20 protein-coding genes and 1 riboswitch are annotated in these 25,829 nt (G+C 72.8%); of the genes, 7 read left to right on the top strand and 13 right to left on the bottom strand.

All coding sequences use genetic code 11. The features are described 5' to 3' along the window. The first annotated feature begins 47 nt into the window (after positions 1-47). Positions 48-1,295, top strand: a complete 1,248-nt coding sequence (locus tag ACFYW1_RS26500) for an MFS transporter (RefSeq protein ID WP_388998125.1) — start codon at positions 48-50, stop codon at positions 1,293-1,295. After that, entirely contained in the window at positions 1,249-2,574 is a 1,326-nt protein-coding gene (locus ACFYW1_RS26505) for a D-arabinono-1,4-lactone oxidase (protein ID WP_388998128.1), read from the top strand. The genes ACFYW1_RS26500 and ACFYW1_RS26505 overlap by 47 nt, the downstream gene beginning before the upstream one ends. A 27-nt stretch (positions 2,575-2,601) precedes the next feature. On the opposite strand, the gene ACFYW1_RS26510 is transcribed toward ACFYW1_RS26505, so the two are convergent. Continuing rightward, entirely contained in the window at positions 2,602-3,681 is a 1,080-nt protein-coding gene (locus tag ACFYW1_RS26510; protein ID WP_388998131.1) for a hypothetical protein, read from the bottom strand. A gap of 497 nt (positions 3,682-4,178) precedes the next feature. Between ACFYW1_RS26510 and sepH the strand changes: the two genes are divergently transcribed. Then, positions 4,179-5,240 (top strand): septation protein SepH, encoded by a 1,062-nt coding sequence (sepH, locus tag ACFYW1_RS26515; RefSeq protein WP_388998134.1) that lies wholly within the window; start codon positions 4,179-4,181, stop codon positions 5,238-5,240. A 134-nt stretch (positions 5,241-5,374) separates the two neighbouring features. Here sepH and ACFYW1_RS26520 read toward each other — a convergent pair whose 3' ends face one another. Further along, the gene (locus ACFYW1_RS26520) at positions 5,375-6,202 is read right to left on the bottom strand and encodes a sulfurtransferase (protein ID WP_388998137.1); all 828 of its coding nucleotides are present in this window, start codon (positions 6,200-6,202) and stop codon (positions 5,375-5,377) included. 239 nt (positions 6,203-6,441) lie between these two features. Here ACFYW1_RS26520 and ACFYW1_RS26525 point away from each other — a divergent pair, with 239 nt between their 5' ends. Next, complete coding sequence (locus ACFYW1_RS26525; RefSeq protein WP_388998140.1) at positions 6,442-7,218, top strand: VOC family protein; 777 nt, start codon at positions 6,442-6,444, stop codon at positions 7,216-7,218. Between the two features lie 33 nt (positions 7,219-7,251). Here the strand turns inward: ACFYW1_RS26525 and ACFYW1_RS26530 are convergent, their stop codons facing one another. From ACFYW1_RS26530 to ACFYW1_RS26550, 5 genes are all read right to left on the bottom strand, one after another. Further along, entirely contained in the window at positions 7,252-8,118 is an 867-nt protein-coding gene (locus ACFYW1_RS26530) for a PaaX family transcriptional regulator C-terminal domain-containing protein (RefSeq protein WP_388998143.1), read from the bottom strand. 43 nt (positions 8,119-8,161) lie between these two features. Further along, the gene (locus ACFYW1_RS26535) at positions 8,162-8,812 is read right to left on the bottom strand and encodes a thymidine kinase (protein WP_388998146.1); all 651 of its coding nucleotides are present in this window, start codon (positions 8,810-8,812) and stop codon (positions 8,162-8,164) included. A 77-nt stretch (positions 8,813-8,889) separates the two neighbouring features. Beyond that, positions 8,890-10,077 carry an alkaline phosphatase family protein gene (locus ACFYW1_RS26540; protein WP_388998149.1) on the bottom strand — a complete coding sequence of 396 codons (1,188 nt, stop codon included), beginning with the start codon at positions 10,075-10,077 and terminating at the stop codon, positions 8,890-8,892. Further along, entirely contained in the window at positions 10,077-10,673 is a 597-nt protein-coding gene (locus tag ACFYW1_RS26545) for a DUF5998 family protein (RefSeq protein WP_148839862.1), read from the bottom strand. Before ACFYW1_RS26545 ends, ACFYW1_RS26540 begins: the two co-directional genes overlap by 1 nt. Before the next feature lie 118 nt (positions 10,674-10,791). Beyond that, positions 10,792-13,665, bottom strand: a complete 2,874-nt coding sequence (locus ACFYW1_RS26550; protein ID WP_388998152.1) for a GNAT family N-acetyltransferase — start codon at positions 13,663-13,665, stop codon at positions 10,792-10,794. Positions 13,666-13,837: 172 nt separating this feature from the next. On the opposite strand from ACFYW1_RS26550, the gene ACFYW1_RS26555 reads away from it, so the two are divergent. Continuing rightward, entirely contained in the window at positions 13,838-14,119 is a 282-nt protein-coding gene (locus ACFYW1_RS26555; protein ID WP_356933045.1) for an HPr family phosphocarrier protein, read from the top strand. A gap of 216 nt (positions 14,120-14,335) precedes the next feature. Here the strand turns inward: ACFYW1_RS26555 and ACFYW1_RS26560 are convergent, their stop codons facing one another. The 4 genes from ACFYW1_RS26560 to ACFYW1_RS26575 all read right to left on the bottom strand — a co-directional run bounded on the left by ACFYW1_RS26560 (position 14,336) and on the right by ACFYW1_RS26575 (position 19,286). Then, on the bottom strand, positions 14,336-15,061 hold the full coding sequence (locus ACFYW1_RS26560; protein WP_388998156.1) for a GntR family transcriptional regulator: 726 nt from the start codon (positions 15,059-15,061) through the stop codon (positions 14,336-14,338). Between the two features lie 235 nt (positions 15,062-15,296). Further along, positions 15,297-16,100 carry a M23 family metallopeptidase gene (locus ACFYW1_RS26565; protein WP_388998159.1) on the bottom strand — a complete coding sequence of 268 codons (804 nt, stop codon included), beginning with the start codon at positions 16,098-16,100 and terminating at the stop codon, positions 15,297-15,299. A gap of 13 nt (positions 16,101-16,113) precedes the next feature. After that, positions 16,114-16,278, bottom strand: a riboswitch (cyclic di-AMP (ydaO/yuaA leader). Between the two features lie 234 nt (positions 16,279-16,512). Next, a complete protein-coding gene (locus ACFYW1_RS26570; protein WP_388998391.1) occupies positions 16,513-17,895 on the bottom strand; it encodes a M16 family metallopeptidase in 1,383 nt (460 codons plus the stop codon). Between the two features lie 23 nt (positions 17,896-17,918). Further along, complete coding sequence (locus tag ACFYW1_RS26575) at positions 17,919-19,286, bottom strand: M16 family metallopeptidase (protein WP_388998162.1); 1,368 nt, start codon at positions 19,284-19,286, stop codon at positions 17,919-17,921. A 269-nt stretch (positions 19,287-19,555) separates the two neighbouring features. Between ACFYW1_RS26575 and ACFYW1_RS26580 the strand changes: the two genes are divergently transcribed. After that, the gene (locus tag ACFYW1_RS26580; RefSeq protein WP_388998165.1) at positions 19,556-22,006 is read left to right on the top strand and encodes a DNA topoisomerase (ATP-hydrolyzing) subunit A; all 2,451 of its coding nucleotides are present in this window, start codon (positions 19,556-19,558) and stop codon (positions 22,004-22,006) included. Positions 22,007-22,040: 34 nt separating this feature from the next. Here ACFYW1_RS26580 and ACFYW1_RS26585 read toward each other — a convergent pair whose 3' ends face one another. After that, positions 22,041-23,171 (bottom strand): CobW family GTP-binding protein, encoded by a 1,131-nt coding sequence (locus ACFYW1_RS26585; RefSeq protein WP_388998168.1) that lies wholly within the window; start codon positions 23,169-23,171, stop codon positions 22,041-22,043. 21 nt (positions 23,172-23,192) lie between these two features. Further along, positions 23,193-24,353: a citrate synthase/methylcitrate synthase gene (locus tag ACFYW1_RS26590; protein WP_388998171.1), complete on the bottom strand. Its 1,161-nt coding sequence runs from the start codon at positions 24,351-24,353 to the stop codon at positions 23,193-23,195. A gap of 105 nt (positions 24,354-24,458) precedes the next feature. Between ACFYW1_RS26590 and ACFYW1_RS26595 the strand changes: the two genes are divergently transcribed. Next, positions 24,459-25,766 carry a citrate/2-methylcitrate synthase gene (locus ACFYW1_RS26595; RefSeq protein ID WP_388998174.1) on the top strand — a complete coding sequence of 436 codons (1,308 nt, stop codon included), beginning with the start codon at positions 24,459-24,461 and terminating at the stop codon, positions 25,764-25,766. Positions 25,767-25,829: the final 63 nt, after the last annotated feature.

Raw genomic sequence — 25,829 nt, forward strand, 5'->3', positions numbered from 1 at the left:
ATACCTGCATGACGGGCGCGGACGGCCGCGCTGTTCCGGAGCTCCCCTTGCCCAGTCCCTATCGCGCGATATTCGCCGCCCCCGGCACCAAGGCGTTCTCGGCGGCCGGATTCCTCGGCCGGATGCCGCTGTCCATGATGGGCATCGGTGTGGTCACCATGATTTCCCAGCTCACCGGCCGTTACGGGCTCGCCGGCGCGCTCTCCGCGACGCTGGCGATGTCCGCGGCGGTGGCCGGGCCGCAGATCTCCCGGCTCGTCGACCGGCACGGCCAGCGGCGCGTCCTGCGGCCCGCCACCCTCGTCGCGCTGGCGGCGGTGGCCGGACTCCTGATCTGCGCGCAGCGGCGCATGCCGGACTGGACGCTCTTCGTCTTCGCGGCGGGCGCGGGCTGCGTGCCCAGTGTGGGCTCGATGGTCCGGGCCCGCTGGGCGGAGATCCACCGGGGGTCGGCGCAGCTGCACACCGCGTACGCGTGGGAGTCGATCGTCGACGAGGTGTGCTTCATCTTCGGGCCGATCATCTCGATCGGCCTGTCCACCGCCTGGTTCCCGGCGGCCGGGCCGCTCCTGGCGGCCGGGTTCCTGCTGGTCGGCGTCTTCTGGCTGACCGCCCAGCACGCCACCGAGCCGGCCCCGCATCCGCGGGCCGCGCACACCGGCGGCTCCGCGATGCGCTCCCCGGGCCTCCAGGTCCTCGTGGTGACGTTCGTGGCCACCGGCGCGATCTTCGGGGCGATCGACGTGGTCACGGTGGCCTTCGCCGAGGAGCGGGGCCACAAGGCCGCGGCGAGCCTCGTGCTGGCCGTGTACGCCCTGGGGTCCTGTCTGGCCGGGGCGGTCTTCGGGCTGCTCCGGCTGAAGGGGAGGGCGTCCACCAGGTGGCTGGTGGGCGTGTGCGCGATGGCCGTGAGTATGATCCCCCTCCAACTGGCCGGGAACCTGCCGTTCCTGGCCGTGGCGCTCTTTGTCGCGGGCCTCGCCATCGCACCGACGATGGTCACCACCATGGCCCTCGTCGAGCAGCACGTCCCGCGCACGGAACTGACCGAGGGCATGACCTGGACCAGCACCGGGCTCGCCGTCGGTGTGGCGCTCGGCTCATCGGCCGCCGGCTGGGTGGTCGACGCGTCGGGTGCCGGCGCGGGGTACGTGGTGCCCGTCGTGTCGGGAGTGCTCGCGGCCGCGGTGGCGTTCCTGGGGTATCGCCGGCTCAACGAACCGGTCCTCACGGAAGGTCGCGCGGAACATGATCGAGACCGACGACACACGGACGACGACGAACGCGTGGCGTAACTGGGCGGGAAACGTCAGTGCCCGGCCGTCCCGGGTCGTGTCCCCCGCCTCCGTCCCCGAGCTCGCCGAGGTGCTGCGCCGGGCGTCCGAGGACGGGCTGCGGGTGAAGCCGGTCGGCACCGGGCACTCCTTCACCGCGACGGCGGCCACCGACGGCGTGCTGATCCGCCCGGACCTGCTCGGCGGCATCCGGGAGATCGACCGCGAGGCGATGACGGTGACCGTCGCGGCCGGCACCCCGCTGAAGCGGCTCAACGCCGCCCTGGCCCGCGAGGGCCTCTCGCTCACCAACATGGGCGACATCATGGAGCAGACGGTCGCCGGCGCCACCTCGACCGGCACCCACGGCACCGGCCGCGACTCGGCGTCCATATCCGCACAGATCCGCGCCCTCGAACTGGTCACGGCCGACGGCACGGTGCTGACCTGCTCGGAGACGGAGAACGCCGACGTCTTCGCCGTCGCCCGGATCGGGCTCGGCGCCCTGGGGGTCGTCACGGCGATCACCTTCGCCGTGGAGCCGATCTTCCTGCTGACCGCCCGCGAGGAGCCGATGGGCTTCGACCGGGTCATGAGCGAGTTCGACGAGCTGGTCGCCGAGAACGAGCACTTCGAGTTCTACTGGTTCCCGCACACCGGCAACTGCAACACCAAGCGCAACAACCGCAGCGCGGGCCCCGCCGCCCCGCCCGGAAAGGTCAGCGGCTGGATCGAGGACGAGCTGCTCTCCAACGGGATCTTCCAGGTGGCCTGTTCGCTCGGCCGGGCGGTGCCCGCCACCATCCCGTCGATCGCCAAGCTCTCCAGCCGTGCCCTGTCGGCCCGTACGTACACCGACATCCCGTACAAGGTCTTCACCAGCCCGCGCCGGGTCCGCTTCGTGGAGATGGAGTACGCGGTGCCGCGCGAGGCCGCCGTGGAGGCGCTGCGCGAGGTCAAGGCGATGATCGAACGGTCGCCGCTGCGGATCAGCTTCCCGGTGGAGGTCCGCACCGCCCCCGCGGACGACATCGCGCTCTCCACTGCCTCGGGCCGCGAGAGCGCGTACATCGCCGTCCACCTCTACAAGGGCACGCCCTACCAGGCGTACTTCACGGCGGTCGAGCGGATCATGACCGCCCACCGGGGCCGTCCGCACTGGGGCAAGGTCAACACCCGCGACGCCGAGTACCTGGCCGGGGTGTACCCCCGGTTCGGCGAGTTCACCGCCGTGCGCGACCGGCTGGACCCGGACCGCCTCTTCGGCAACGACTACCTGCGCCGGGTCCTGGGCGACTGACCGGCCCCGGGCGGCCCCCGGAGCCGGTCACTGCCCGGTCTCCGCTCCGGCGGCGCCCCGGTCGCCCTGCGCCGGGGCCTCGCCCGTGCCCGCGGGCGCCGGGTCGGTGGGCGCCCCGCCGTCGCCGGACGCCGCCGGGGAGGGCGTGGTCGCCGGGGCCGGGCTCGTACGGTCGCCGGTGTCGCCGGACGGGGTGGAACCGGTCGTCGGAGCGGTGGACGGACCGCCGCCCCGCCCGGTCTCCGGGGCCCCGCTCCGGCCGTCCTGCGGGGCCGTGCCGGGCGTCGCCGTGCCGTCGCCCCGTTCCGTCGTCCCCTCCCGGCCGGGGCCGGTGTCCGTCGCCGGTGCCGGGTCGTCCTTGCCGGAACTCCGCTCCCCGCCGCGCACGACGGAGCCGACGGTCGTGCCCTTGCCGCCGCTCAGGTCGCCGCCGGAGAGCAGTTCGTAGGTGGTGATCCCGGCCATCGTCAGCGCGAAGACCACGACCGCCCCGAGCGCGGACCGCTTCCAGCCGCGGACCCGGGTGCCGTGGGTGGTGGCCTCGGAGAACTCCTCGTCCACCACCGGACGGCCGGTGGCGGGCGCCCCGGAGCCGTCGGACACCGGCAGCATCCGGGTGCGCTCCGGGTCCCCCGGGACGCCGCGCAGGAACATCGTGCCGTCCGTGTCGCGCGAGGCCGCCGCGCCGTCCGCACCGCGCAGCAGCATCGTCCCGTCCGCTTCGCGCGGCCCGGTCGCGGCGTCCACGGCGCGCATCACCGCGGTGGCGTCCACGGCCCCGCCCGACGTCCCGCGTGCTCCCTTCGGGTCCCGCCCGACGACCGACTCGCGCGCGTGCACGGACACTTCGCGGTCCGGATGCTTCACCTGGACGGTGACCTCGCGGATCTGCTCCCCCGTACGGCGGAAGAAGTGCTGGAAGACCGAGCCGCCGCAGGTGGCCACGACGCTCATCACACCGGCGCCGAGAACCGTTCCGTACACGCCCAGCTGAGAGGCCGCCACCGCTGCCGCGACCGCCGCCACGGCGCTGCCCGCCACCTGCGGCACGCTCAGATCTATGCGCCTTTCCTTGGGTTCCGTGTCGCTTTCCGGCTTCTGCACCATTCCCAGCCCTTGATTGACATCTCTCCCACCATGCAACAAGAAGGGACATTTGAGCGAAGTCGATAGTTCCGGTTCCGGGGATTGTGTGAAGGAGGACACGCCCGGGGAGTAGCCCGCGCACGGAGGGGTGACCCAACTCCCCCCTCCGGCGAGAACTTGGGCGGCGCGGCGCTCCACCCTCATGGCCCGAATGGAGTACTGTTGCGAGCCCTGGGGCAGGATTCCCTCACGGGCGTCCGGGATCTTCGGGAGGGGGCCGAAGGAGGCACTCGATCCGGCGGCGCCACGGCATCGCACGGGGACTGGCCACACGAAGTGACCGATGGTCACTTTCTGTTGCAGAATGGGTCACCGTGTCATACCGGCGATCAAGGGCTCACGCCCGACACGCCGGGTACCACGGCAATGTTGTGGCAGGCTGCAGCCGGGCAGGCCACACTCGACTAGCGGAAGCAGCGACGCACGTGACGTCGGCAGGCACCACCCGGGAGGTCCCCATGCCCGAACTGCGTGTCGTGGCCGTCTCCAACGACGGCACACGACTGGTGCTCAAAGCTGCGGACAGCACGGAGTACACGCTTCCGATCGACGAGCGGCTCCGGGCCGCCGTGCGCAACGACCGCGCGCGCCTCGGCCAAATCGAGATCGAGGTGGAGAGCCACCTCCGTCCCCGCGACATCCAGGCCCGGATACGAGCCGGCGCCTCCGCCGAGGAGGTCGCCCAGTTCGCCGGTATTCCGGTCGACCGCGTCCGCCGCTTCGAGGGCCCCGTGCTCGCGGAGCGCGCTTTCATGGCGGAGCGGGCCCGGAAGACTCCCGTGCGCCGTCCCGGCGAGAACACCGGCCCCCAGCTCGGCGAGGCGGTGCAGGAGCGGCTGCTGCTGCGCGGCGCCGACAAGGAGACCGTCCAGTGGGACTCCTGGCGCCGGGACGACGGCACCTGGGAGGTCCTCCTGGTCTACCGGGTCGCGGGCGAGCCGCACTCGGCGAGCTGGACGTACGACCCGCCCCGCCGTCTGGTCCAGGCCGTGGACGACGAGGCGCGTTCGCTGATCGGCGAGACCGACGACGTCGCCGCGCCGGAACCGAGCTTCCCGTTCGTGCCCCGGATCGCCCGGCTGCCGCGCGACCGGCCGCTGGACCGGGCCCTGGACCGCCAGATCGAGCGCCCCACGGCCCCCGCGCCCGAGCCCGAGGAGCACATCGCGGGCATCTCCGCCGGCGAACGCGATTCGCTGACCAGCCTGCTGGAGGCGGTGCCGAGCTTCCGCGGCGACATGGTGGTGCCGGAACGGCCCGCGCCGCCCGAGCCGCCCGCGATCGAGCCCGCCGTGCAGGAGCCGGCGGCCGACGAGTCGTCGGCCGCCGCGGCCTCCGCGGGTGCCGGTTCCGCCTACGCCGACGTGCTGATGCCGCGGGCGGTGGCCGGTCACCGCGACCGGCTGACCGGGACGACGGACCGCCAGGCCGAGGCCGACGGGGTCCGTCCGGGCCGCCGGGCCGCCGTGCCGAGCTGGGACGAGATCGTCTTCGGCACCCGCCGGAAGAAGCAGGACTGAGCCGGGGTGACCACGGCGTGACGAGGGCCCGTACGCCGCTGCGTACGGGCCCTCGTGCCGTGTGCGCCTTCCGCACCGCACGATTACCGGGCCCGGGGCCCGGCTTCCGGCGGCCCCGGTCGGCGCACGTTCCGTTACCGGGGTTCGGGCCCCGTGACTACCGGGCGGGACTCGTCGGCGGACCACTCGGACCAGGAGCCCGCGTACAGCGCCGCGGGGATCCCGGCGACGGCCAGGGCCAGCACCTCATGGGCGCCGGAGACACCGGAACCGCAGTAGACACCGACCTCCTTCGCCCCGTCGGCGCCGAGTTCCCCGAACCGGGCGGCGAGCGCCTCCGGGGCCAGGAAACGGCCGTCGTCCCCGGTGTTCTCCGAGGTCGGGGCCGATACGGCGCCCGGGATGTGGCCGCCCACCCGGTCGATCGGTTCCACATCGCCCCGGTAGCGCTCGGCGGCCCGGGCGTCGAGCAGCAGCCCCGAGTCGGCCAGGGCCGCCGCCCCGTCCGCGTCCAGCAGCGGGAGCCCGCCGGGGACGGGCCGGAAGTCTCCCCCGGCCGGGGCGGGGGTCTCCTTCTGGAGTTCGCCCGGCCACGCGGCGAGCCCGCCGTCCAGGACCCGGACGTCGTCGTGGCCGGTCCAGCGCAGCAGCCACCAGGCCCGCGCCGCCGCCCAGCCCTGGCCGCCGTCGTACACGACGACGGGGGTGTCGCCGGACACCCCGGCCCGGCGCATCACCGCACCGAATTCCTCCGGGTCGGGCAGCGGATGACGGCCCCCGCTGCCCGGCGGACCGGCCAGTTCCGCGTCCAGATCCACAAAGACCGCGCCGGGGATGTGCCCGGCCTCGTAATCGGGCCGGCCATGCGGGCCGCCCAACTGCCAACGTACGTCCAGGAGCACCGGCGGACGTGGCCCCGCCGACTCGCTGGCGTATTCGGATGCGGTGATGATGGGCTTCATGGGTGCCATCCTCGCTCAGGAGCCACCCCGCCCGTAGCACCTTCGAGGCGGCCGTACCGCGGCGAATCGATCCTCCGGGGCCGGGATTCCCGGAATCCCGGTGAGTGCGGCGCGGCCGGACGCATCGCGCGCCGGGTGGTGCAACCATCTCCACGGGGCGTACACATCCCGTGCCGCATGACGGCACGCGGGCCCCGATCCCCCGTACGGCCACACAATGGTCCGAGGAGAGAGTGACGATGACCGAGGCTGCCACCGCGCGTACGCCCGGAACGCCCTGCTGGGTGAGCCTGATCGTGCACGGGCTGAGCACGACCCGGAGCTTCTACGCCGATCTGTTCGGCTGGGAGTTCGTGCCGGGTCCGGACCAGCTGGGTCCGTACGTCCGTGCGCTGGTCGACGGGAAAGTGGTGGCGGGACTCGGGCAGTTGCCGCCGGAGCGGCATCTGCCCGTCGCCTGGACGACCTATCTGGCCACCGACGACGCGGACGCCACCGCGGAGACCATCCGGTCCTGCGGCGGCACGGTCGCCGTCGGGCCGCTCGACGCGGGCGAGGCGGGCCGGATGGCCATCGCCTCCGACCCCGGAGGCGGGGTCTTCGGGATCTGGCAGGCGGCCGCGCACATCGGCACGGCACTCGCCGGGGCTCCCGGCACACCCGTCTGGAACGAGCTGGTGACCCGCGAGACCTCGACGGTCTGCAAGTTCTACCAGACGGTCTTCGGCTACGAGGCCGAGGCGGTCGTCTCGGCCGACTTCGATTACCAGACCCTGCGCCTGGAGGGCCGGCCGGTGGCTTCGCTGCACGGCGTCGGCCACGCCCTGCCGCGCGACCGGGGTCCGCACTGGATGACGTACTTCGAGGTCCTCGACACCGACGAGGCCGCCCGGCGCGTGGTGGAGCTCGGCGGGTACGTCCTGCAACCGCCCCGGGAGGGTCTGGGCGGACGGGTGGCGACCGTGGCGGATCCGGAGGGCGCGGCGTTCACGATCATCCGGTCCGCCGAGGGCTGAGGGCCCGCCGGGCGGCGGCCTCCGGGCGCGGTCTCAGCCGGTCCTGACCCGTTCGACGTGCCGCCCGGCGGGACCGGCCAGCCGGGCGTGCAGCTCGCCGAAGAGCTCGGATGCCTCCGTTCCGCTCCATTCGGCCGGCAGCAGCTCGCGCGCGACACCGGGGTCGAGGTAGACGAGCCGGCGCCAGTCGGTGAGCACCCTGATGTACGTCGTGAACGCCTCGCGGTCCGTCACCGTCGCCCCGTTCGCGATCCGCCGGGCGAACGGGCGGTGCGCGTCGAGGAATTCGACGTACAGCCGCTGCAACCGGGCGGTGTCCCACCACGAACCGACCTTCTCCGCGAGCTCCTCGCCCCCGCCGGCCGGGAGGTGTTCGGCGCGGAAGAGGTCGGCGTACGAGCGCAGTCCGTGCCGGGCCAGCACGGCCTCGGCCTCGGCGTGGACATGGCCCGGTGCGATCCACACCCCGGCGGAGACGGAGCCGAAACCGAGCCGGGTCAGCTGGGTGCGCAGGGTGTGCCGCCGGGCACGTTCGGATTCGGGCACCGAGAAGACCACGAGCACCCAGCCCTCGGCCAGGGTGGCCCGCCGGGTCGCGAAGATCCGCGGATCGCCGTCGCGCAGCATCCGCTCGGTCCCGGGCGAGATCCGGTATCCGGCCGCTCCGGAGACCGTCCGGGCCTCCAGCAGTCCGACGCGCTTCAGCCGGGAGACGGAGGAGCGTACGGTCGGTGCCTCGACGCCGAGGTCGGCGAGCAGCCGGATCAGCGAGGCCACCGACATCCAGCCCGCGGTGTCGCGTGCGTACAGCCCGTAGACCGTCACGATCAGCTGTCTCGGCTGCACCTTGCCCGACGGGCCCGGCCCTGACTCGGCCTCTTTCCCGTTCACCCTGTTCACGGCGTCATCCTAAGCATCCGCGCCGGACGCCGTCGGGGGCGGTTCAGGCGTGGGTGACGGGCAGTACGTCCGGTGAGAGGGCGGCGGCGCGGGCGCTCGCGCTGGTGGTCCTGCGCTGGTGGTGGCGCCGGCACAGCACCTCGTAACCGACCTCGCCCGCCTGCTGGTTGACGTCCCCCACGACCACCTGGGCGCCTTCGACGACCATCTCGCCGCCGACCGTCCGGGCGTTGTGCGTGGCCCGTGCGCCGCACCAGCAGAGCGCTTCGACCTGGAGCGTCTCGACCCGGTCGGCCAGCTCGATCAGCCGCTGGGAGCCGGGGAACAGCTTGGTCCGGAAGTCGGTGGTGATGCCGAACGCGAAGACGTCCAGATCGAGGTCGTCGACGATCCGGGCGAGCTGGTCGATCTGCTCGGGGGCCAGGAACTGCGCCTCGTCCACGATCACGTAGTCCGCCCGGCCGCCGCGGCTTATCCGGTCGACGAGATGGGCGAACAGGTTCATGCCCTCGTCGGCCTCGACGGCCTCGGTGACCAGTCCCAGGCGCGAGGAGAGCTTGCCCTCCCCCGCCCGGTCGTCGCGGGTGAAGATCACGCCCTGCAGGCCGCGTGCCGAACGGTTGTGGCCGATCTGGAGCGCCAGCGTGCTCTTTCCGCAGTCCATCGTTCCGGAGAAGAACACAAGCTCGGGCATGAGGAACTGAGCACCTTTCGGGCTGGGCGGAGCGGAGCGGGAACGACGGTGACGAAGGCGGTGGAGGAAAAAAGCGGTTACGAGCGTACTTCGAGGAGGGGCACGAGCTGCTCGACGGGGGTCATCGAGCCGTGCATGCCCACCATCACGGACTCGTGCGGCTCGTTGACGGACGCGGTGATCACCACGTCGTCACGGGCCGCCGCGACGACGTCCCCGATCCTGCCGTGGACCCGTTCGTCGATCCTCGGGCCGAACCAGCCGGCCTCGATCGCCTCGTCCCGGCTCGCCACCCAGAACTGCTCGCCCAGCACTTCCCGCCAGACGGTCAGGACGTCCGCCTCGGCCCCCGGGACCGCGTAGACGTGTCGGGCCCGGCCCTCGCCGCCGAGCAGGGCGACGCCCGCGCGCAGCTCCCAGTCCTCGTCGAAGTCGATCCGGGACTGCTCGTCGAAGGGGATGTCGATCATGCCGTGGTCGGCGGTGATGTACAGCGCCGAGCGGGCCGGGAGCTGTTCGGCCAGGCGCCGGGCGAGACCGTCCACGTACATCAGCTGGCCGCGCCAGGCGTCGGAGTCGATGCCGAAGCGGTGCCCCATGCCGTCGACCTCGCTGTAGTACGTGTAGACCAGCGACCGGTCGCCCGCGGCGAGCCGTTCGGCCGCCGTGTCCATCCGCTCCTCGCCGGACAGCCGTCCCAGGAACGATCCTCCGCTCAGCGCGACCTTGGTGAGCGGGGTCTGCTCGAAGGCCGGGGCGGAGACCTGGGCGGTGCGCACGCCCGCGGCGTCGGCGAGCCCGAAGACGGTGGGGTGCGGCTGCCACGCCTTCGGCGGGGTCCAGGGCCTCCAGCGGAGCTGGTTCATCAGCTCGCCGGTCCCGGGGTCGCGCACGGTGTAGCCGGGCAGGCCGTGCTCGCCGGGCGGGAGGCCGGTGCCGACCGAGGCGAGCGAGGTCGCGGTGGTGGCCGGGAAGCCCGCGGTGATCGGGCGGCCGGTGCCGCCGCGCGAGGTGGGGAGCAGGGAGTGCAGGAACGGCGCCTCGTCGGGGTGGGCCCCGATCTGCTCCCAGCCGAGTCCGTCGATCAGGAACACGCAGTTCCGGTCGGCGGGGGTGAGTTCGGGGATCGCCGCGGTGAAGCCGGGCACGCCCTGTCCGGCGACGAGCGTGGGCAGCAGGTCGCAGAGCGATCCGCTGCCGTACTCCGGGACGGGGGCGGTGTCGACGGGGAGCAGCACGGGCTCCTGCCAGGCCGGCTGCACCATCAGCGGCCGGTCGCCGCGGTCGCGGCCGTGGCCTCGGAGAGCGACTGCGCGAAGGCGAGGGTCTGGCGCACGGTGTCCGGGCCGTCGCCGGCCTCGCTGACCCGCAGGCTCAGGTCGTCGGCGGTGGAGCTGCCGGTGTAGCCGTGGTCGGCCTCGCAGTTGGGGTCGCCGCAGGCGGCGGGCTCCAGGTCGATCCGGGAGACCGCGCCCCAGCCGATGGTGAGGACGACCTCGCGGGGCAGGGTGCCCGGTACGTACTTCTCGGGGTTGGCCACGACCCGGCTGACCACGACCGACGAGATCCGGTCGAGCTTGACCGACTCGGTGGAGGTGGTGGCGTACGGCGTCGGGGAGCTGGTGTCGGCGTTCTGCTCGTCGGTGTGGCTGACGATGAAACGGTTGTCCGTCAGGACCAGGACCGTGACGTGGCGACGCACCTCGTTGGAGTCGAAGGTGGTCTCCTGGTGCACCAGGTACGAAACGACCGGCTCACCGCCCACGGCGGCCTCCACCGCCTCGGCCACGAGGGCCGGGTAGTAGCCGCTGCGCTCGATCGCCGCGCGCAGCCCCTGGGTCGTCGTACCGGTCTTAGCCATGGGCACCATCCTACGGGGGACGGATGGCTGCCGGGGACGTTGCACCGGGGGCGGGACCGGAACCTGCAGCGTACGGGCCTCCGCCCCGCGGGGCCGGGGCTTCCCCGGTCCCGCGGGGTCAGTAGTTGGGGAGGCGGCGGGGGCCGAGGTCGGTGCGGGCCGGGGGCGGCGAGAGGCGGACGCTCGCGCCGAGCACGGTCAGTCCCTGGGTGGCGACCACGACGGGTTCCAGGGCGACGGAGACCACCTCGGGGTGGTCGTCGACCAGCCGGGAGACCCGCAGCAGCAGCTCCTCCAGCGACGCGGTGTCCACGGGCGCCGCGCCCCGCCAGCCGAAGAGCACCGGGGCCGCCCGGATGGACCGGATCAGCTCGGCGGCGTCGCGGTCGGTGGCCGGGACGAGGCGGTGGGCGGTGTCGCCGAGGAGTTCGGAGGGCGCGCCCGCGAGGCCGAAGGAGAGTACGGCGCCCGCCGCCGGGTCGATCGTGGCCCGCACCACGGTGTCGACGCCGCGCGGTGCCATGGCCTGGACGACGGGCTGGAGTTCGACCGGCTTGCCGAGCAGGTCGGTCAGCTCGCCGTACGCCCGGCGCAGCGCGGCCTCGTTGGCGAGGTCCAGCCGGACGCCGCCGAGGTCGGCCCGGTGGCGCAGATGGGGCGCGGTCGTCTTGAGCGCCACGGGGTAGCCGAGCCGGGCCGCCGCGGCGACGGCGGCGTCCGGGTCGGGCGCGGGGAGCGTCGGCCGCACGGTGATGCCGTAGCGGCCCAGGAGCTCGCGCGCCTCGGCGTGGGTGAGCGATCTGCCCCGGGGGTCGGGGTCGGGGCCGAGGAAGGTGTCGATGAGGCCGGCCGCGCCCGGCCCGTCGATGGTGTCGTCGAGGAACTCGGGCACCTTGCCGGGCAGAGCGGCCTGTCGCCGCCACTGCGCGTACCGCACCGCTTCGGCCAGGGCCCGCACGGCCCGTTCGGCGGCGGGGTAGGCGGGGATCCGGCCGGGCCCGGTGCCGGGGGCGGAGTCGTGCCCGCGGTCCGGGCCCGCGGGGGCGGCGGGGTCCGGGGCCGGCGCCGTGGTGGGCGCCGTGGCCGAGGGGGATCCGGTCGCGGTGCCCGGCTGGGTGACGGTGCTGGTGGCCGCGGCGAGGGCCTCCGCCAGTCCGCCGATCTCCACGTGCACGACGGCCACGGGCTTGGCCGGGCCCGCGGCGGCGGCCGTGTGCAGCGCGGCGGCGAGCACCTCCCCGTCGCCCGCCTCCGCCTCGCCGTCCTCGCCCACCCACGGGATCGCCGTCACGATCACCGAGTCGCAGCCCTCGTCGGCCAGCGCCCGGCCCAGGGCGTCCCTGAAGTCCTGCGGGGTGGCCGCGGTGGTCAGGTCGAGGGGCGGGCGCGGGCGCAGCCCCTCCGCGAGGCAGGCGTCGTACGTGAGGAGGCCGAGCGACTCCGAGTTGCCGAGGATCGCGACCCGGGGACCGGCCGGGAGCGGCTGGTCGGCGAGGAGGAGCCCGGCGTCGACCATCTCCGTCACGGTGTCGACCCGGATCACGCCCGCCTGCCGCATGAGCGCCGAGACCGTGGCGTCCGGGATCCGGCTGACCGGCACCGCGTGTCCCGGCGGGGTGGAGCCGCTGTGCCTGGCGCCCTTGACCACGACCACCGGCTTCACGGCCGCGGTGCGCCGCGCGAGGCGGGTGAACTTGCGGGGGTTGCCGATCGATTCGAGGTACAGCAGGGCGACGTCGGTGTTCGGGTCCTCGTACCAGTACTGCAGGAAGTCGTTGCCCGAGATGTCGGCGCGGTTGCCCGCGGAGATGAAGGTGGACAGGCCCGCGCCGCGCCGGTACAGCCCGGAGAGCAGGGCGATGCCGATCGCTCCGGACTGGGTGAAGAGCCCGATGCGTCCGGGGGCGGGTGGTTCGGGGGCCAAGGAGGCGTTCAGCCGGACGGTTTCGGCGTTGTTGATGAGGCCGAAGGCGTTCGGGCCGATGATCCGCATGCCGTACGAGCGGGCCTGGCGGACCAGCTCCCGCTGCCGTTCCCTGCCCTCGGCGCCCCATTCGGCGTATCCGGCGGAGAGGACGACCAGGCCCTGCACGCCGTGCTCACCGCAGTCCTCGACGGCTTCGGGGACCCGGTCGGCGGGCACGGCCACGACCGCGAGGTCGACCGGTTCCCCGATCTCGCCGATCGAACGGTGGGCCGGGACGCCGTCGACCGTGTCCCGGTCCTCGGCGAAGGCGTGGTTCACGGCGTACGTGCGGCCGGTGAAGCCGGCCCCGAGGAGGTTGCGCAGCACCGTGCGGCCGACCCCGCCGGGGGTCCGGCCGACGCCGATGACGGCGACGGATCCCGGGGCCAGCAGGCGCTGCACGGACCGCGCCTCGGCGCGGTGCTCGCGGCCGCGCTGGACGGCGAGGGACTCGGCGGTCGGTTCGAGGTCCAGGGTGAGGTGGACGGAGCCGTCCTCGAAGCTGCGCTGCTGGGTGTAGCCGGCGTCCCGGAACACCTTGATCATCTTGGTGTTGGCGGGCAGCACCTCGGCGGCGAAGCGCCGGATGCCGCGCTCGCGGGCGACGGCCGCGATGTGTTCGAGGAGGGCCGAGGCCACTCCCCTGCCCTGGTGCGCGTCCTGGACGAGGAAGGCGACCTCGGCCTCGTCGGCGGGGGCGGAGGCGGGCCTGCCCCGCCCGTCGATCCGGTCGTAGCGGACGGTCGCGATGAACTCGCCGCCGACCGTGACGGCGAGTCCCACCCGGTCGACGTAGTCGTGATGGGTGAAGCGGTGCACGTCCCGGTCGGACAGGCGGGGGTACGGGGCGAAGAACCGGTAGTACTTCGACTCGTCGGAGACGTGCTCGTAGAAGCTGACCAGCCGTTCGGCGTCGTCCGTGGTGATGGGCCTGATCCGTGCGGTTCCCCCGTCGCGGAGCACCACGTCGGCTTCCCAGTGGTCGGGATAGGCGTGATGCGGGCTCTGCTCCGGCGCGGGCTGCATGGGCAAAGACTACGGCGCCGCCAGCGGTCGCGTGGGGCCCGGGGCCGGGGCAGGCTGAGAGGGCCGTTCGGCGCTGCCGCGGGCGTCGCGGGCATGTTCCGGGCCGTTCGGAGCACCGCGCACCGCGTGAGAGAATGGTCTAGACAACTGTTGATTCATGAAGGGCAGAACCATGGCTGAGCGCCGCGTCAACGTCGGTTGGGCCGAGGGCCTGCACGCCCGCCCCGCTTCCATCTTCGTCCGTGCCGCCACGGCTTCCGGCGTTCCCGTGACGATCGCCAGGGCCGACGGCAACCCGGTGAACGCCGCCTCCATGCTCGCGGTGCTCGGTCTCGGCGCACAGGGGGGCGAGGAGATCGTGCTCGCGTCCGAGGCCGACAACGCCGAGGTCGCCCTGGACCGTCTGGCGAAGCTGGTCGCCGAGGGGCTCGAGGAGCTCCCGGAGACCGTCTGAAACATTTTCTGCGAGAGAGCCGCGGCACCCTGAACCGGAGCCGCGGCTCTTTTGTTTCCTCCGGCCGAAATCATGTGGAGGGACCCGAGTGGGCCCGGCTCCCGGAATGACGGCCCATGGAATCGGGGCAGGGGAATTCGGACGGGTGGAATTATCGCGGACCGGGCCCGCTTCCCTCCGGAATCACACTTCACCCCTTTTTATACGGCCCGATTGTTAATGCCGCGCGCCCGTGGTGTTTACGGGATGTTGCGAGGTCCTCACCCGGTCGGTGCGCGGTACGGCGGGCCGCCGGGCCGTGCGGCCCCCCGGCCGGTCCGTCCGGCGCAGCCGGTGCGCGGCCGCGGCCCGTTCGACGTGCTGGGCGGCCAGCGCCCTGGCCCGGTCCGCGTCACGGCGCGCCACCGCGTCCACGATGGCCCCGCGCTCGGCCCAGGAGTCCATCGGCCGGGCGGGCGGCTCGACCGTGTACATCCAGGCGGTCTTGTGTCGGAGCTGGGTGAGCAGGGCGGTCAGACCGGGGCTGCCCGATGCCTGCACCAGCGTCTCGTGGAACCAGCCGTCCAGCGGGCGCAGGTCCTCCGTCTCGCCCCGCCCGGCCCGGTCCCGGCCGAGCCTGACCAGGCCGCGCAGCACCTTGAGGTGTGCCTCGGTGCGGCGCCGGGCGGCGCGCGCGGCGCCCAGCGGCTCCAGCAGCATCCGGACCTCCAGGAGATCGGCGGCCTCCAGCTCGGTGGGCTCGGCGACACAGGCGCCCGCGTGACGGCGGGTGACCACGAACCCCTCCGACTCCAGGGTCCGCAACGCCTCCCGCACCGGGACCCGGGAAACCCCGTACCGGCGCGCCAGCAACTCCTCGGTGAGTCGGCTGCCCCGCTCGAAGAAACCCGAGACGATGTCGTCACGAATTGCCGTGCATACCGAATGCGCCGGAATGCGCATGTCCGAACCTCCGCCTCGATCCCCCGCACACCGCGGCCGGCCGATACCTGCCCCGTGACTCTATTGCAATGCGACCGTGTTTCCGATGCCGGACGGAAATTCATGAATATCTTTTGGCCGCGGGGCGGTTCGGCGGGCGGGCACCCGCACCGGGCCCCTTGACGGATACGCCGATGGCCCCGGCGGGCTGCCGGGGCCATCGGAAGGGCGTGGAGGGTGCCGCGGGGTGCTCGGGTCAGACGTTGACGCCGTGGGCGCGCAGGTACGCGACGGGGTTCACGTCGGAGCCGTACTCCGGGGTCGTGCGGGCCTCGAAGTGGAGGTGGGGCCCGGTGGAGTTGCCGGTCGAGCCGGAGAGGCCGATCTGCTGGCCCGCGCCGACGCGCTGGCCGACGGAGACGCCGATCGAGGAGAGGTGCCCGTACTGCGTGTACGTCCCGTCCGTCATCCGGAGCACGACGTTGTTGCCGTACGCGCCGCCCCAGCCGGCCTCGACGACCGTACCGGCGCCGACGGCGACGACGGAGCTGCCGGAGGCGGCGTGGAAGTCGACGCCCGAGTGGCTGCCGGAGGACCAGAGCGAGCCGCCGGCCTTGTAGCCGGTGCTGATGTACGAACCGGCGAGCGGCAGCTGGAAGGCGCCCAGCCGGGCACGCTCGGCGGACCGGGCGGCACGCGCCTCCTCGGCACGCTCCTCGGCCGCGCGCTTCGCCTCGGCCCTGGCCTTCGCCACGGCCTTCTTCCTGGCTTCGGCCTTCTTCTCGGCCTCCGCCTTCGCCTTCGCCACGGCATCGGCCTGGTGCTGCTGGGCGTCGGCCTGGGCCTCGATCTGGTCGGCGAGGGTCGCGTCGATGGCGATGACCTGGTTCAGGCCGGCCCCGCTCGCGGAGGGGGCGTCGGAGCCCGCGGCGAGGGCAGGGGAGGCCAGGCCGCCGATGACTCCGGTGGTGGCCAGGGTCGCGACGCCGACGGCCTTCGCGCTCCCGCGCGTCAGGCGGCTCGGGGCACGATGCTTCCCGGTGGCACGGGTGAACGCCATGAAGTGGCTGGTCCTTTCCTTCCTTCTCGCCTACCGGGTTAGCTGACGGGTTCGGAGCAGGAAGGTCTCCTACGGACGCCCCGGCCGTCGCGGCTCGGGCCTCCGATTCACCCCAGGGACTTCATGGGTCCCCGGCTCCCCTGGCTCGCGCCGTACGGGGACTCGGCGATGACTGCCCGGTACGTCGCGGTTGCGGCATACAAGTGGCGGACAGCCGAGCCGACGCTAAGCGGGACCGCTTACGTTCACCAAACGGACAGGCCGTTTTGTAGCGCATCCCACAGGGCAACCAGGCAACCTCTCCCCAAGAGCGGACAAAAGGGAGGGTTGCGGCGAAACCCTCTTCGCCGCAACCCTCCCTTCGTCCCGATATGCGACTATCCGGCCTTCTGTCTTCCGGCAGGGCCGCTCGTCAGCCGGAGACCACCGAGACCTCTCCGATGCCCAGGGCGCGGACCGGCTCCGCGATCCGGGCCGCGTCACCGACGAGGATCGTGACCAGCCGGTCCTCCGGGAACGCGTTGACGACCGCCGCGGTCGCCTCGACCGTGCCGGTCTCCGCGAGCCTGGCGTACAGCTGTGCCTGGTAGTCGTCGGGGAGGTGCTGCTCGACCTGGTCGGCGAGGGTGCTCGCGACGGAGGCCGCGGTCTCGAACTTCAGGGGCGCCACGCCCACGAGGTTCTGCACGGCCGTCTCGCGCTCCTCGTCCGTCAGTCCCTCCGCCGCCAGGGTCCGCAGGACCGTCCACAGGTCCTTGAGCGCCGGCTCGGTGGACTCCGTGTCCACGGATCCGCTGATGGCGATCATCGAGGCACCGGTCGCGCCCGACTCGGAGTCCGGGGCGGACGACCGCAGCACCTGGGCGAAGGCCCGCACGCCGTAGGTGTAGCCCTTCTCCTCGCGCAGCACCCGGTCCAGCCGGGAGGTGAGCGTGCCGCCCAGGCAGTACGTGCCGAGCATCTGGGCCGGCCACACGCTGTCGTGCCGGTCGGCGCCGATCCGGCCGATCAGCAACTGCGTCTGCACCGCGCCCGGACGGTCGACGATCACGACCCGGCCGGTGTCGTCGGCGGTGATCGGCGGGGCGGTCCGGGGCACGGCGGGCTCGCCCGACCAGTCGCCGAGCGTGTCGGCGAGCAGGGCGTCCAGGTCGATGCCGGTGAGGTCGCCGACGACCACGGCGGTCGCGGCGGACGGCCTGACGTGGGCGTCGAAGAACGCGCGCACCGCCGCCGAGTCGATCCGCTCCACGGTCTCCTCGGTGCCCTGACGCGGGCGCGACATCCGCGCCGCGGCCGGGAACAGTTCCTTGGAGAGCTGCTTGGCGGCGCGCCTGGCCGGGTTGGCCTGCTCGTGCGGGATCTCGTCGAGCCGGTTGCGCACCAGCCGCTCGATCTCGCCGTCCGGGAAGGCGGGCGCCCGGAGCGCCTCGGCGACCAGGGCCAGGGCCTTGGCGAGCCGGGAGGCCGGGACCTCCAGGGAGACCCGGACGCCGGGGTGGTCGGCGTGGGTGTCGAGAGTGGCGCCGCAGCGCTCCAGCTCGGCGGCGAACTCCTCCGCCGTGTGCTTGTCCGTGCCCTCGGAGAGCGCCCTCGACATGATCGTGGCCACGCCGTCGAAGCCCTCGGGCTCGGCGTCCAGCGGGGCGTCGAGGAAGATCTCCACCGCGACGACCTGCTGGCCGGGGCGGTGGCAGCGCAGCACCGTCAGGCCGTTGGGCAGGGACCCCCGCTCCGGGGCGGGAAAGGCCCAGGGCCGTGCGACGCCGGGGGCCGGCTGCGGGTGGTACTGCATCGAAACTCCAGTCGCGGCGTCGGTCACTTGCCCGCTCCTTCGTGCGCGTCGGTGTCGTCGGCGTCGGTCTCGTCGGCGGCCTCGGCCGACTCGACCGGCTCGTAGACCAGCACCGCCCGGTTGTCCGGGCGCAGCTGGGCCCCGGCCGCGGCCCGGACCTCCTCCGCAGTCACGTCGAGCACCCGCTGCACGGCGGTCAGGGCGAGCTGCGGGTCGCCGAACAGCACGGCGAAGCGGCACAGTTCGTCCGCGCGGCCCGCGACCGTGCCGAGCCGGTCCAGCCACTCGCGCTCCAACTGGGCCTGCGCCCGCTCCATTTCCTCGGGCGTGGGGCCCTCGGCGGCGAACCGGGCGAGTTCCTCGTCGACCGCGGTCTCGACCTCCGGCACCTCGACCCCGCCGGACATCTTGACGTCCAGCCAGCCGAGCGAGGGCGCTCCGGCCAGTCGCAGCAGTCCGAACCCGGCCGCCACGGCCGTGCGGTCGCGGCGGACGAGACGGTTGTACAGCCGCGACGACTCGCCGCCGCCGAGCACGGTCAGCGCGAGGTCCGCCGCGTCGCACTCCCGGGTGCCGTCGTGCGGCAGCCGGTAGGCGGCCATCAGGGCGCGCGCCGGAACCTCCTCGCGCACCTCCTCGCGCAGCTGCTCACCGATGATCTCGGGGAGCGTGCCGTCGCGCGGCGGCTGCTTGCCGTCGTGGGACGGGATGGAGCCGAAGTACTTCTCGATCCAGGCGAGGGTCTGCTCGGGGTCGATGTCGCCGACGACCGAGAGCACCGCGTTGTTGGGCGCGTAGTACGTACGGAAGAAGGTGCGCGCGTCCTCCAGGGTCGCGGCGTCCAGGTCGGCCATCGAGCCGATCGGCGTGTGGTGGTACGGGTGGCCCTCGGGGTAGGCCAGGGCGGTCAGCCGCTCGAACGCCGTGCCGTAGGGGACGTTGTCGTAGCGCTGGCGGCGCTCGTTCTTGACGACGTCCCGCTGGTTCTCCATGGACTCCTCGTCGAGCGCGGCGAGCAGCGAGCCCATGCGGTCGGCTTCGAGCCAGAGGGCGAGCTCCAGCTGGTGGGCGGGCATGGTCTCGAAGTAGTTGGTGCGCTCGAAGCTGGTGGTCCCGTTGAGCGAGCCCCCGGCCCCCTGCACCAGCTCGAAATGGCCGTTCCCCTTGACCTGGCCGGAGCCCTGGAACATCAGGTGCTCGAAGAGGTGAGCCAGGCCGGTGCGTCCCTTGACCTCGTGGCGCGAGCCGACGTCGTACCAGAGGCAGACTGCGGCGACCGGGGTCAGATGGTCCTCGGAGAGCACCACGCGCAGGCCGTTGGCCAGGCGGTGCTCGGTCGCTGTCAAGCCGCCGGAGCCGGCCTGAGCTGTGGCCGTGTGACCCATGGGCATGTACGTCCCTTCGATCGCGATACTGGATTTCCTGCGAGACCTGCCACTGTAAGCAAGCGCACACGCGCCTGGCGAAGTTCCCGTACCGCGGAAGTTCGCGTGAAAGGGGGGCGCACCCCCGCGCGAGGGGGCGGGAAACCCCGTCGGCGGGCGCCCCGAACGCCCTTTGGGCCGGGTCGAGGTCGGGGATGTCAGTGCGGCGGTCCACAATGGTCCGCGTCAGAACCTGAGGTTGCCCGAACAGAATCCGTGAAGGAGTCGCAGCAGCGATGGCCCGCCGCAGCACGAAGACCCCGCCGCCGGACGACTTCGAGGAGAAGATCCTCGACATCGACGTCGTCGACGAAATGCAGGGCTCCTTCCTCGAGTACGCGTACTCGGTGATCTACTCCCGGGCCCTGCCCGACGCCCGGGACGGCATGAAGCCGGTGCACCGCCGCATCGTCTACCAGATGAACGAGATGGGCCTGCGCCCCGACCGCGGCTTCGTGAAGTGCGCCCGCGTGGTCGGCGAGGTCATGGGCAAGCTGCACCCGCACGGCGACGCGTCGATCTACGACGCGCTGGTCCGTCTGGCGCAGCCGTTCTCCATGCGGCTCCCCCTGGTCGACGGCCACGGAAACTTCGGCTCGCTCGGGAACGACGACCCGCCGGCCGCCATGCGGTACACCGAGTGCCGGATGGCCGACGCGACGTCGCTGATGACGGAGTCGATCGACGAGGACACCGTCGCGTTCCAGTCGAACTACGACGGTCAGGAGACGGAGCCGACCGTTCTCCCCGCCGCGTACCCGAACCTGCTGGTCAACGGCTCGTCCGGGATCGCGGTCGGCATGGCGACCAACATGCCGCCGCACAACCTGGGCGAGGTCGTCGCCGCCGCCCGGCACCTGATCAAGCACCCGGGCGCGGACCTGGAGACCCTGATGCGGTTCGTGCCCGGTCCCGACCTGCCCACGGGCGGCCGGATCGTGGGCCTGGGCGGCATCAAGGACGCGTACGCCCGGGGACGCGGCACGTTCAAGATCCGCGCGACCGCCTCCGTGGAGAACGTGACGGCCCGTCGCAAGGGGCTGGTCGTCACGGAACTCCCCTTCACCGTCGGCCCGGAGAAGGTGATCGCCAAGATCAAGGACCTGGTCTCGGCGAAGAAGCTCCAGGGCATCGCGGACGTGAAGGACCTGACCGACCGCGAGCACGGCCTGCGCCTGGTCATCGAGGTGAAGAACGGCTTCGTGCCGGAGGCCGTGCTGGAGCAGCTCTACAAGCTGACGCCGATGGAGGACTCCTTCGGCATCAACAACGTGGCGCTGGTCGACGGGCAGCCGCTCACGCTGGGCCTCAAGGAGCTGCTGGAGGTCTACCTCGACCACCGCTTCGACGTGGTGCGCCGGCGCAGCGAGTTCCGCCGGGGCAAGCGCCGCGACCGGCTGCACCTGGTCGAGGGCCTGCTCGTCGCGCTGGTCGACATCGACGAGGTCATCCGGCTCATCCGGTCCAGCGACAACTCGGCGCAGGCGAAGGAGCGGCTCATCGAGCGGTTCTCGCTGAGCGAGGTCCAGACGCAGTACATCCTGGACACCCCGCTGCGCCGGCTGACCCGGTTCGACCGGATCGAGCTGGAGAGCGAGCGGGACCGGCTCAACGCCGAGATCGCCGAGCTGACGGCCATCCTCGAATCGGACACCGAGCTGCGCAAGCTCGTCTCCACGGAACTGGCCGCGGTCGCCAAGAAGTTCGGCACCGCCCGGCGCACGGTACTGCTGGAGTCGGCCGGTACGCAGGTCGCCGCGGTGCCGCTGGAGGTCGCGGACGACCCGTGCCGGGTGCTGCTCTCCTCGACCGGTCTGCTGGCCCGTACCGCCAATGACGAGCCGATCGTCCTCGCCGAGGACGCCAGGCGGGCCAAGCACGACGTGATCGTGTCGGCCGTGCCCGCGACGGCGCGGGGCGATGTGGGCGTGGTGACGTCGACGGGCCGACTGCTGCGGCTCCCGGTGATCGACCTGCCCCAGCTGCCGGACACCCACGCGGCGCCCAACCTGTCGGGCGGGGCGATGATCTCCGAGTTCCTCACGCTGGAGAACGACGAGACGGTCATCTGTCTGACGACGCTCGACGAGGCGTCCCCCGGCCTGGCGATCGGCACCCTTCAGGGCGTCGTCAAGCGGGTGGTGCCGGACTATCCGGCCAACAAGGACGAGCTGGAGGTCATCACCCTCAAGTCCGGTGACCGGATCGTCGGTGCCGCCGAGCTGCGGACCGGCGAGGAGGACCTGGTGTTCATCACCTCCGACGCGCAGTTGCTGCGCTACCCGGCGGCGCAGGTGCGGCCGCAGGGCAGGCCCGCCGGGGGCATGGCGGGGGTCAAGCTTGCGGCGGACACCGAGGTGATCTCCTTCACCGCGGTGGATCCGGCGGCGGACGCGATGGTGTTCACCGTCGCGGGCTCGCACGGCACGCTGGACGACTCGGCGCAGACGTGCAAGCTCACCCCGTTCGACCAGTACCCGCGCAAGGGCCGGGCCACCGGCGGGGTGCGCTGTCAGCGGTTCCTCAAGGGCGAGGACGTCCTGGTGTTCGCCTGGGCGGGTGAGGTGCCCGCCCGTGCCGCGCAGTCCAACGGCACGCCGGTCGAGCTGCCGGAGCCGGACCCGCGGCGCGACGGTTCGGGGACGCCGCTGGTCAAGCCGGTCGCGGTGGTCGCGGGCCCGGTGTAGCCGACCGGTCCGACGGCGCGGGGCCGAGCACGGCCTACGCGTCGTCGGGCCGCCGCACGTACCGCAGGACGCCCCACATGCTCCGTTCGTGTGCGGCGTCCTGCGTCGCGTCCGGGCCCGGTGCGGCGCTCTCGCGGCAGCCGTCCAGCTCCTTGCCCAGGGCCTCCGGGTCGATGCCGGAACCGATCAGCACCAGCTGGGTGAGGCGCGGCTCGTCGCGCGTCCACGGCCGTGGGTCGAACCGCAGGAACCTGCCGACCGTGTGCAGGGCGTACTTGTTGGCCCGGTCGCCCACGCCGAAGTCGACGAATCCCTTGATCCGGTAGAGGCCCTGTGGACGGGAGTCGAGGAAGTCCATCAGTCGGCGGGGGTTCATGGGCACGTCCGCGGTGAAGGACACGCTCTCGTAGGCGGCGTGGAGGTGGTGTCCGTGCCCGTCGTGGCCCTCCTCCTCGGCCCGCTCCGCCAGGAGCAGGTCCTCGAAGGTGAGCTGGCGTGCCTTCTCCGCGCCGTCCGGTCGCAGTGCCGGGTCGAAGAGGAGTTCCGGATCGATGCGCCCGTAGGTGGCGCGGATGACCGCGGGTCCGCCGACGGCCGGCCTGCCGTCGGAGGCCGGGATCCCGGCTTCGGTGACGGCCTTCCCGATCCGGTCCAGCTCCTCGCTCCCGACCAGGTCGGTCTTGTTCAGCACGACGAGATCGGCGACGGCGAGATGGCGGTCGATCTCCGGGTGGCGCTGCCGGGTGGCGTCGAATCCGGCGGCATCGACGACCTCCACCAGTCCCCCGTAGACGATGTCCGGGTTGTCGCTGGCCAGCAGCATCCGCACGAGTTCCTGCGGCTCGGCCAGTCCGCTGGCCTCGATGACGATCACGTCGAGGCGGGCGGAGGGCCTGGTCAGCATGGCGAGGAAGGTGTCGAGTTCGCTCGCGTCGACCGCACAGCACAGGCACCCGTTGCCCAGCGAGACGGTGGAGCCGACCTGTCCCGAGACGGTCATGGCGTCGATCTCGATCGAGCCGAAATCGTTGACGATCACGCCGATCCGGTTTCCCGCGCGGTTGGCGAGGAGGTGGTTGAGCAGTGTCGTCTTGCCCGATCCCAGGAACCCCGCGAGGACGATGACCGGAATCTGCTGCTTGCGGGGCGGGGACGACGGGTTCAACGGAAACCTTCCTCGATGGCCTCAGGGCGCCGGGACCGGCTGCGGCGGGGGCGTGCCCACGTAGCGGGCCGCCGGGCGGATGATCTTCGAGTCCTCCGCCTGCTCCAGGATATTGGCGCTCCAGCCGACCACCCTCGCCGCGCAGAAGGTCGGCGTGAACATCTCGCGCGGCAGTCCGCACAGCTCCATGACGACCCCGGCGTAGAACTCCACGTTGGTGTGCAGCTCACGGCCCGGCTTGAGTTCGGCGAGGATCGTCTCGACCTGTCGTTCCACCTCGACGGCGAAGTCGACGAGCGGGCCGCCGAAGCCCTGGGCGATGCCCCGCAGCATGCGTGAGCGGGGGTCCTCGGTGCGGTAGACGGGATGTCCGAAGCCCATGATCCGCCCGCCCGCGAGCACCTGCTCGCGGATCCAGCCGTCGATGCGTTCGGGGGTGCCGATGGCGTCCAGGGTGTCGAGCGCGCGGCTGGGCGCCCCGCCGTGCAGCGGTCCGGAGAGCGCGCCGACGGCGGCCACCAGGCAGGCCGCGACATCGGCGCCGGTGGAGGCGACCACGCGGCCGGTGAAGGTCGAGGCGTTGAAGCCGTGGTCGATGGTGGAGATCAGGTACTGCTCGACGGCCCTGACGCGTGCGGCGTCCGGCACGGAGCCGGTGAGCATGTAGAGGTAGTTGGCGGCGTGGGGCAGGTCGTCGCGCGGCTCGACCGGTTCGAGGCCCCGGCCGAGCCGGTGCAGGGCGGTGAGCACGGTGGGGACGGCCGCGCAGGCGGCCAGGGCGTCCTCGCGGCGCCGGCCGGCGTCGATGTCGTACACCGGCCGGAATCCGGCCGATGCGCCGAGGAGCGAGAGGGCGGTGCGCAGCCCTGCCAGGGGGCCGGAGGCGGCTCCCGCACGCGCTATGGCCGGCAGCGCATCGCGCACCTCGGCGGGGAGCCGGCGCAGGGCGGCGGTACGGGCGGCGAACTCGGCCCGGGCCCCGGCGTCGGGCAGCGTGCCCTCGAACATCAGGTACCAGACGTCCTCGAAGCTGCGGGTCTCCGCCAGCTCGATCGCCGAGTACTGCCGGTAGTGGTAGAAGCCCTCGCGTCCGCGGACGTCGCCGAGGGCCGTGTCGGTGACGACGACCCCCGCCAGCCCTCGGGGTACGTCGAGCGGGGTTTCGCCGGTCGTGGTCGGCATCGTTTCCTCCGTGGTGTCCGGGGTTCATCAATATTGATTCGACCATCTAAGATTGACGCAATCTCTGTCAATATTGATTGAATCAATGTGTATACGGTTGGCGACATGACGGATCGAGCAGCACCCGACGACGGTTCCGGGACGACGGCGCCACGACGGCTCAGCACCCGGGAGACGGCCGAGCGCCTCGGGGTGAAGCCGGAGACGGTGTACGCCTACGTCAGCCGGGGCCAGCTGAACAGCACCCGCGCCCCCGGCGGGCGCGGCAGCACGTTCGACGCGGCGGAGGTAGACGCGCTGGCCCGGCGCACGGGCCGTCGGGAGCCCCCGCCCGCCCCCGGCGACCTGGTCTTTCGCACCGGCATCACCCTGATCGAGGGCGACCGCTACTACTTCCGCGGTGTCGACGCGACCGAACTGGCCCGGGAGTACGCCTACGAGGAGGTCGCCGAGTGGCTCTGGACCGGTGAGCTGCGCCCCGGCAGCCGCCTCGCGGCACCCGGCGAGGCACTGGCCGCGGCACGCGGGGCGGTCGACGCCCTGCCCGCGCACAGCAGCCCGACGGACCGGCTGCGGGTCGCGGTGATCGCCGCGGCGAGCGCCGATCCGTTCCGCTTCGACCTCTCGCGCGAGACCGTGCTCGCCGCTGCGCGCGGCCTCGTGCCGACCCTGGTCGGCGCGCTGCCCCCGGCGGCCGGCGGGGCCGGGGAACGGCCGGAGGAGAGGGACGCCGGGCTGGCCCGGCAGCTGTGGTCGAAGCTCACCGCCCGGCCCGCCGACGCGCCCTTCGTCACCGCGCTGGACGGCGCCCTCGCCCTGCTGATCGACCACGACCTCGCGGCGTCGACATTGGCCGCCCGGGTCGCCGCGTCCGCCCACGCCCATCCGTACGCGGTGGTCTCCGCAGGGCTCGGCGTGCTGGAGGGCCCCCTGCACGGAGCCGCGAGCGGGTCGGCCCACCGGATGCTGGCCGAGGTCCTGGAGCGGGGCAGCGCGGTGCCGGTGGTCGCCGACCACCTCCGCGCCGGGCGCAGGATTCCGGGGCTCGGTCACCGGCTCTACAGGACCGAGGACCCCCGGGCACAGGCGCTGTTCGCCCTGCTCGCGAACGTTCCGCAGGCCGCAGGGGCGCTCGCAGCGGCGCACGACGTGGTCGCCACGACCGCCCGGCACGCGCCCCTGCCCGCCAATGTGGACCTGGCGCTCGCCGTGCTCTCGGTCTCCTCCGGCATGGCCGCGGAAGCCGGGGAGACGGTGTTCGCGGTGTCCCGCACGGCCGGATGGATCGCGCACGCGCTGGAGGAGTACGGGGAACGCCCCCTGCGCATGCGCCCCAGCGGCCAGTACTGCGGCCCCCGTCCCCCTCAGCCGCTGCCCGCCGCCGCGGACGCCCCACGACGGTCCGCGCCGTGACGGGGGCGACCCCAGGACGGACGGACCACACCGTGAACGCGGTGGCCTCGGGACGGCGGCGTG

The organism is Streptomyces sp. NPDC002669 (assembly GCF_042889165.1).
GTDB lineage: Bacteria > Actinomycetota > Actinomycetes > Streptomycetales > Streptomycetaceae > Streptomyces.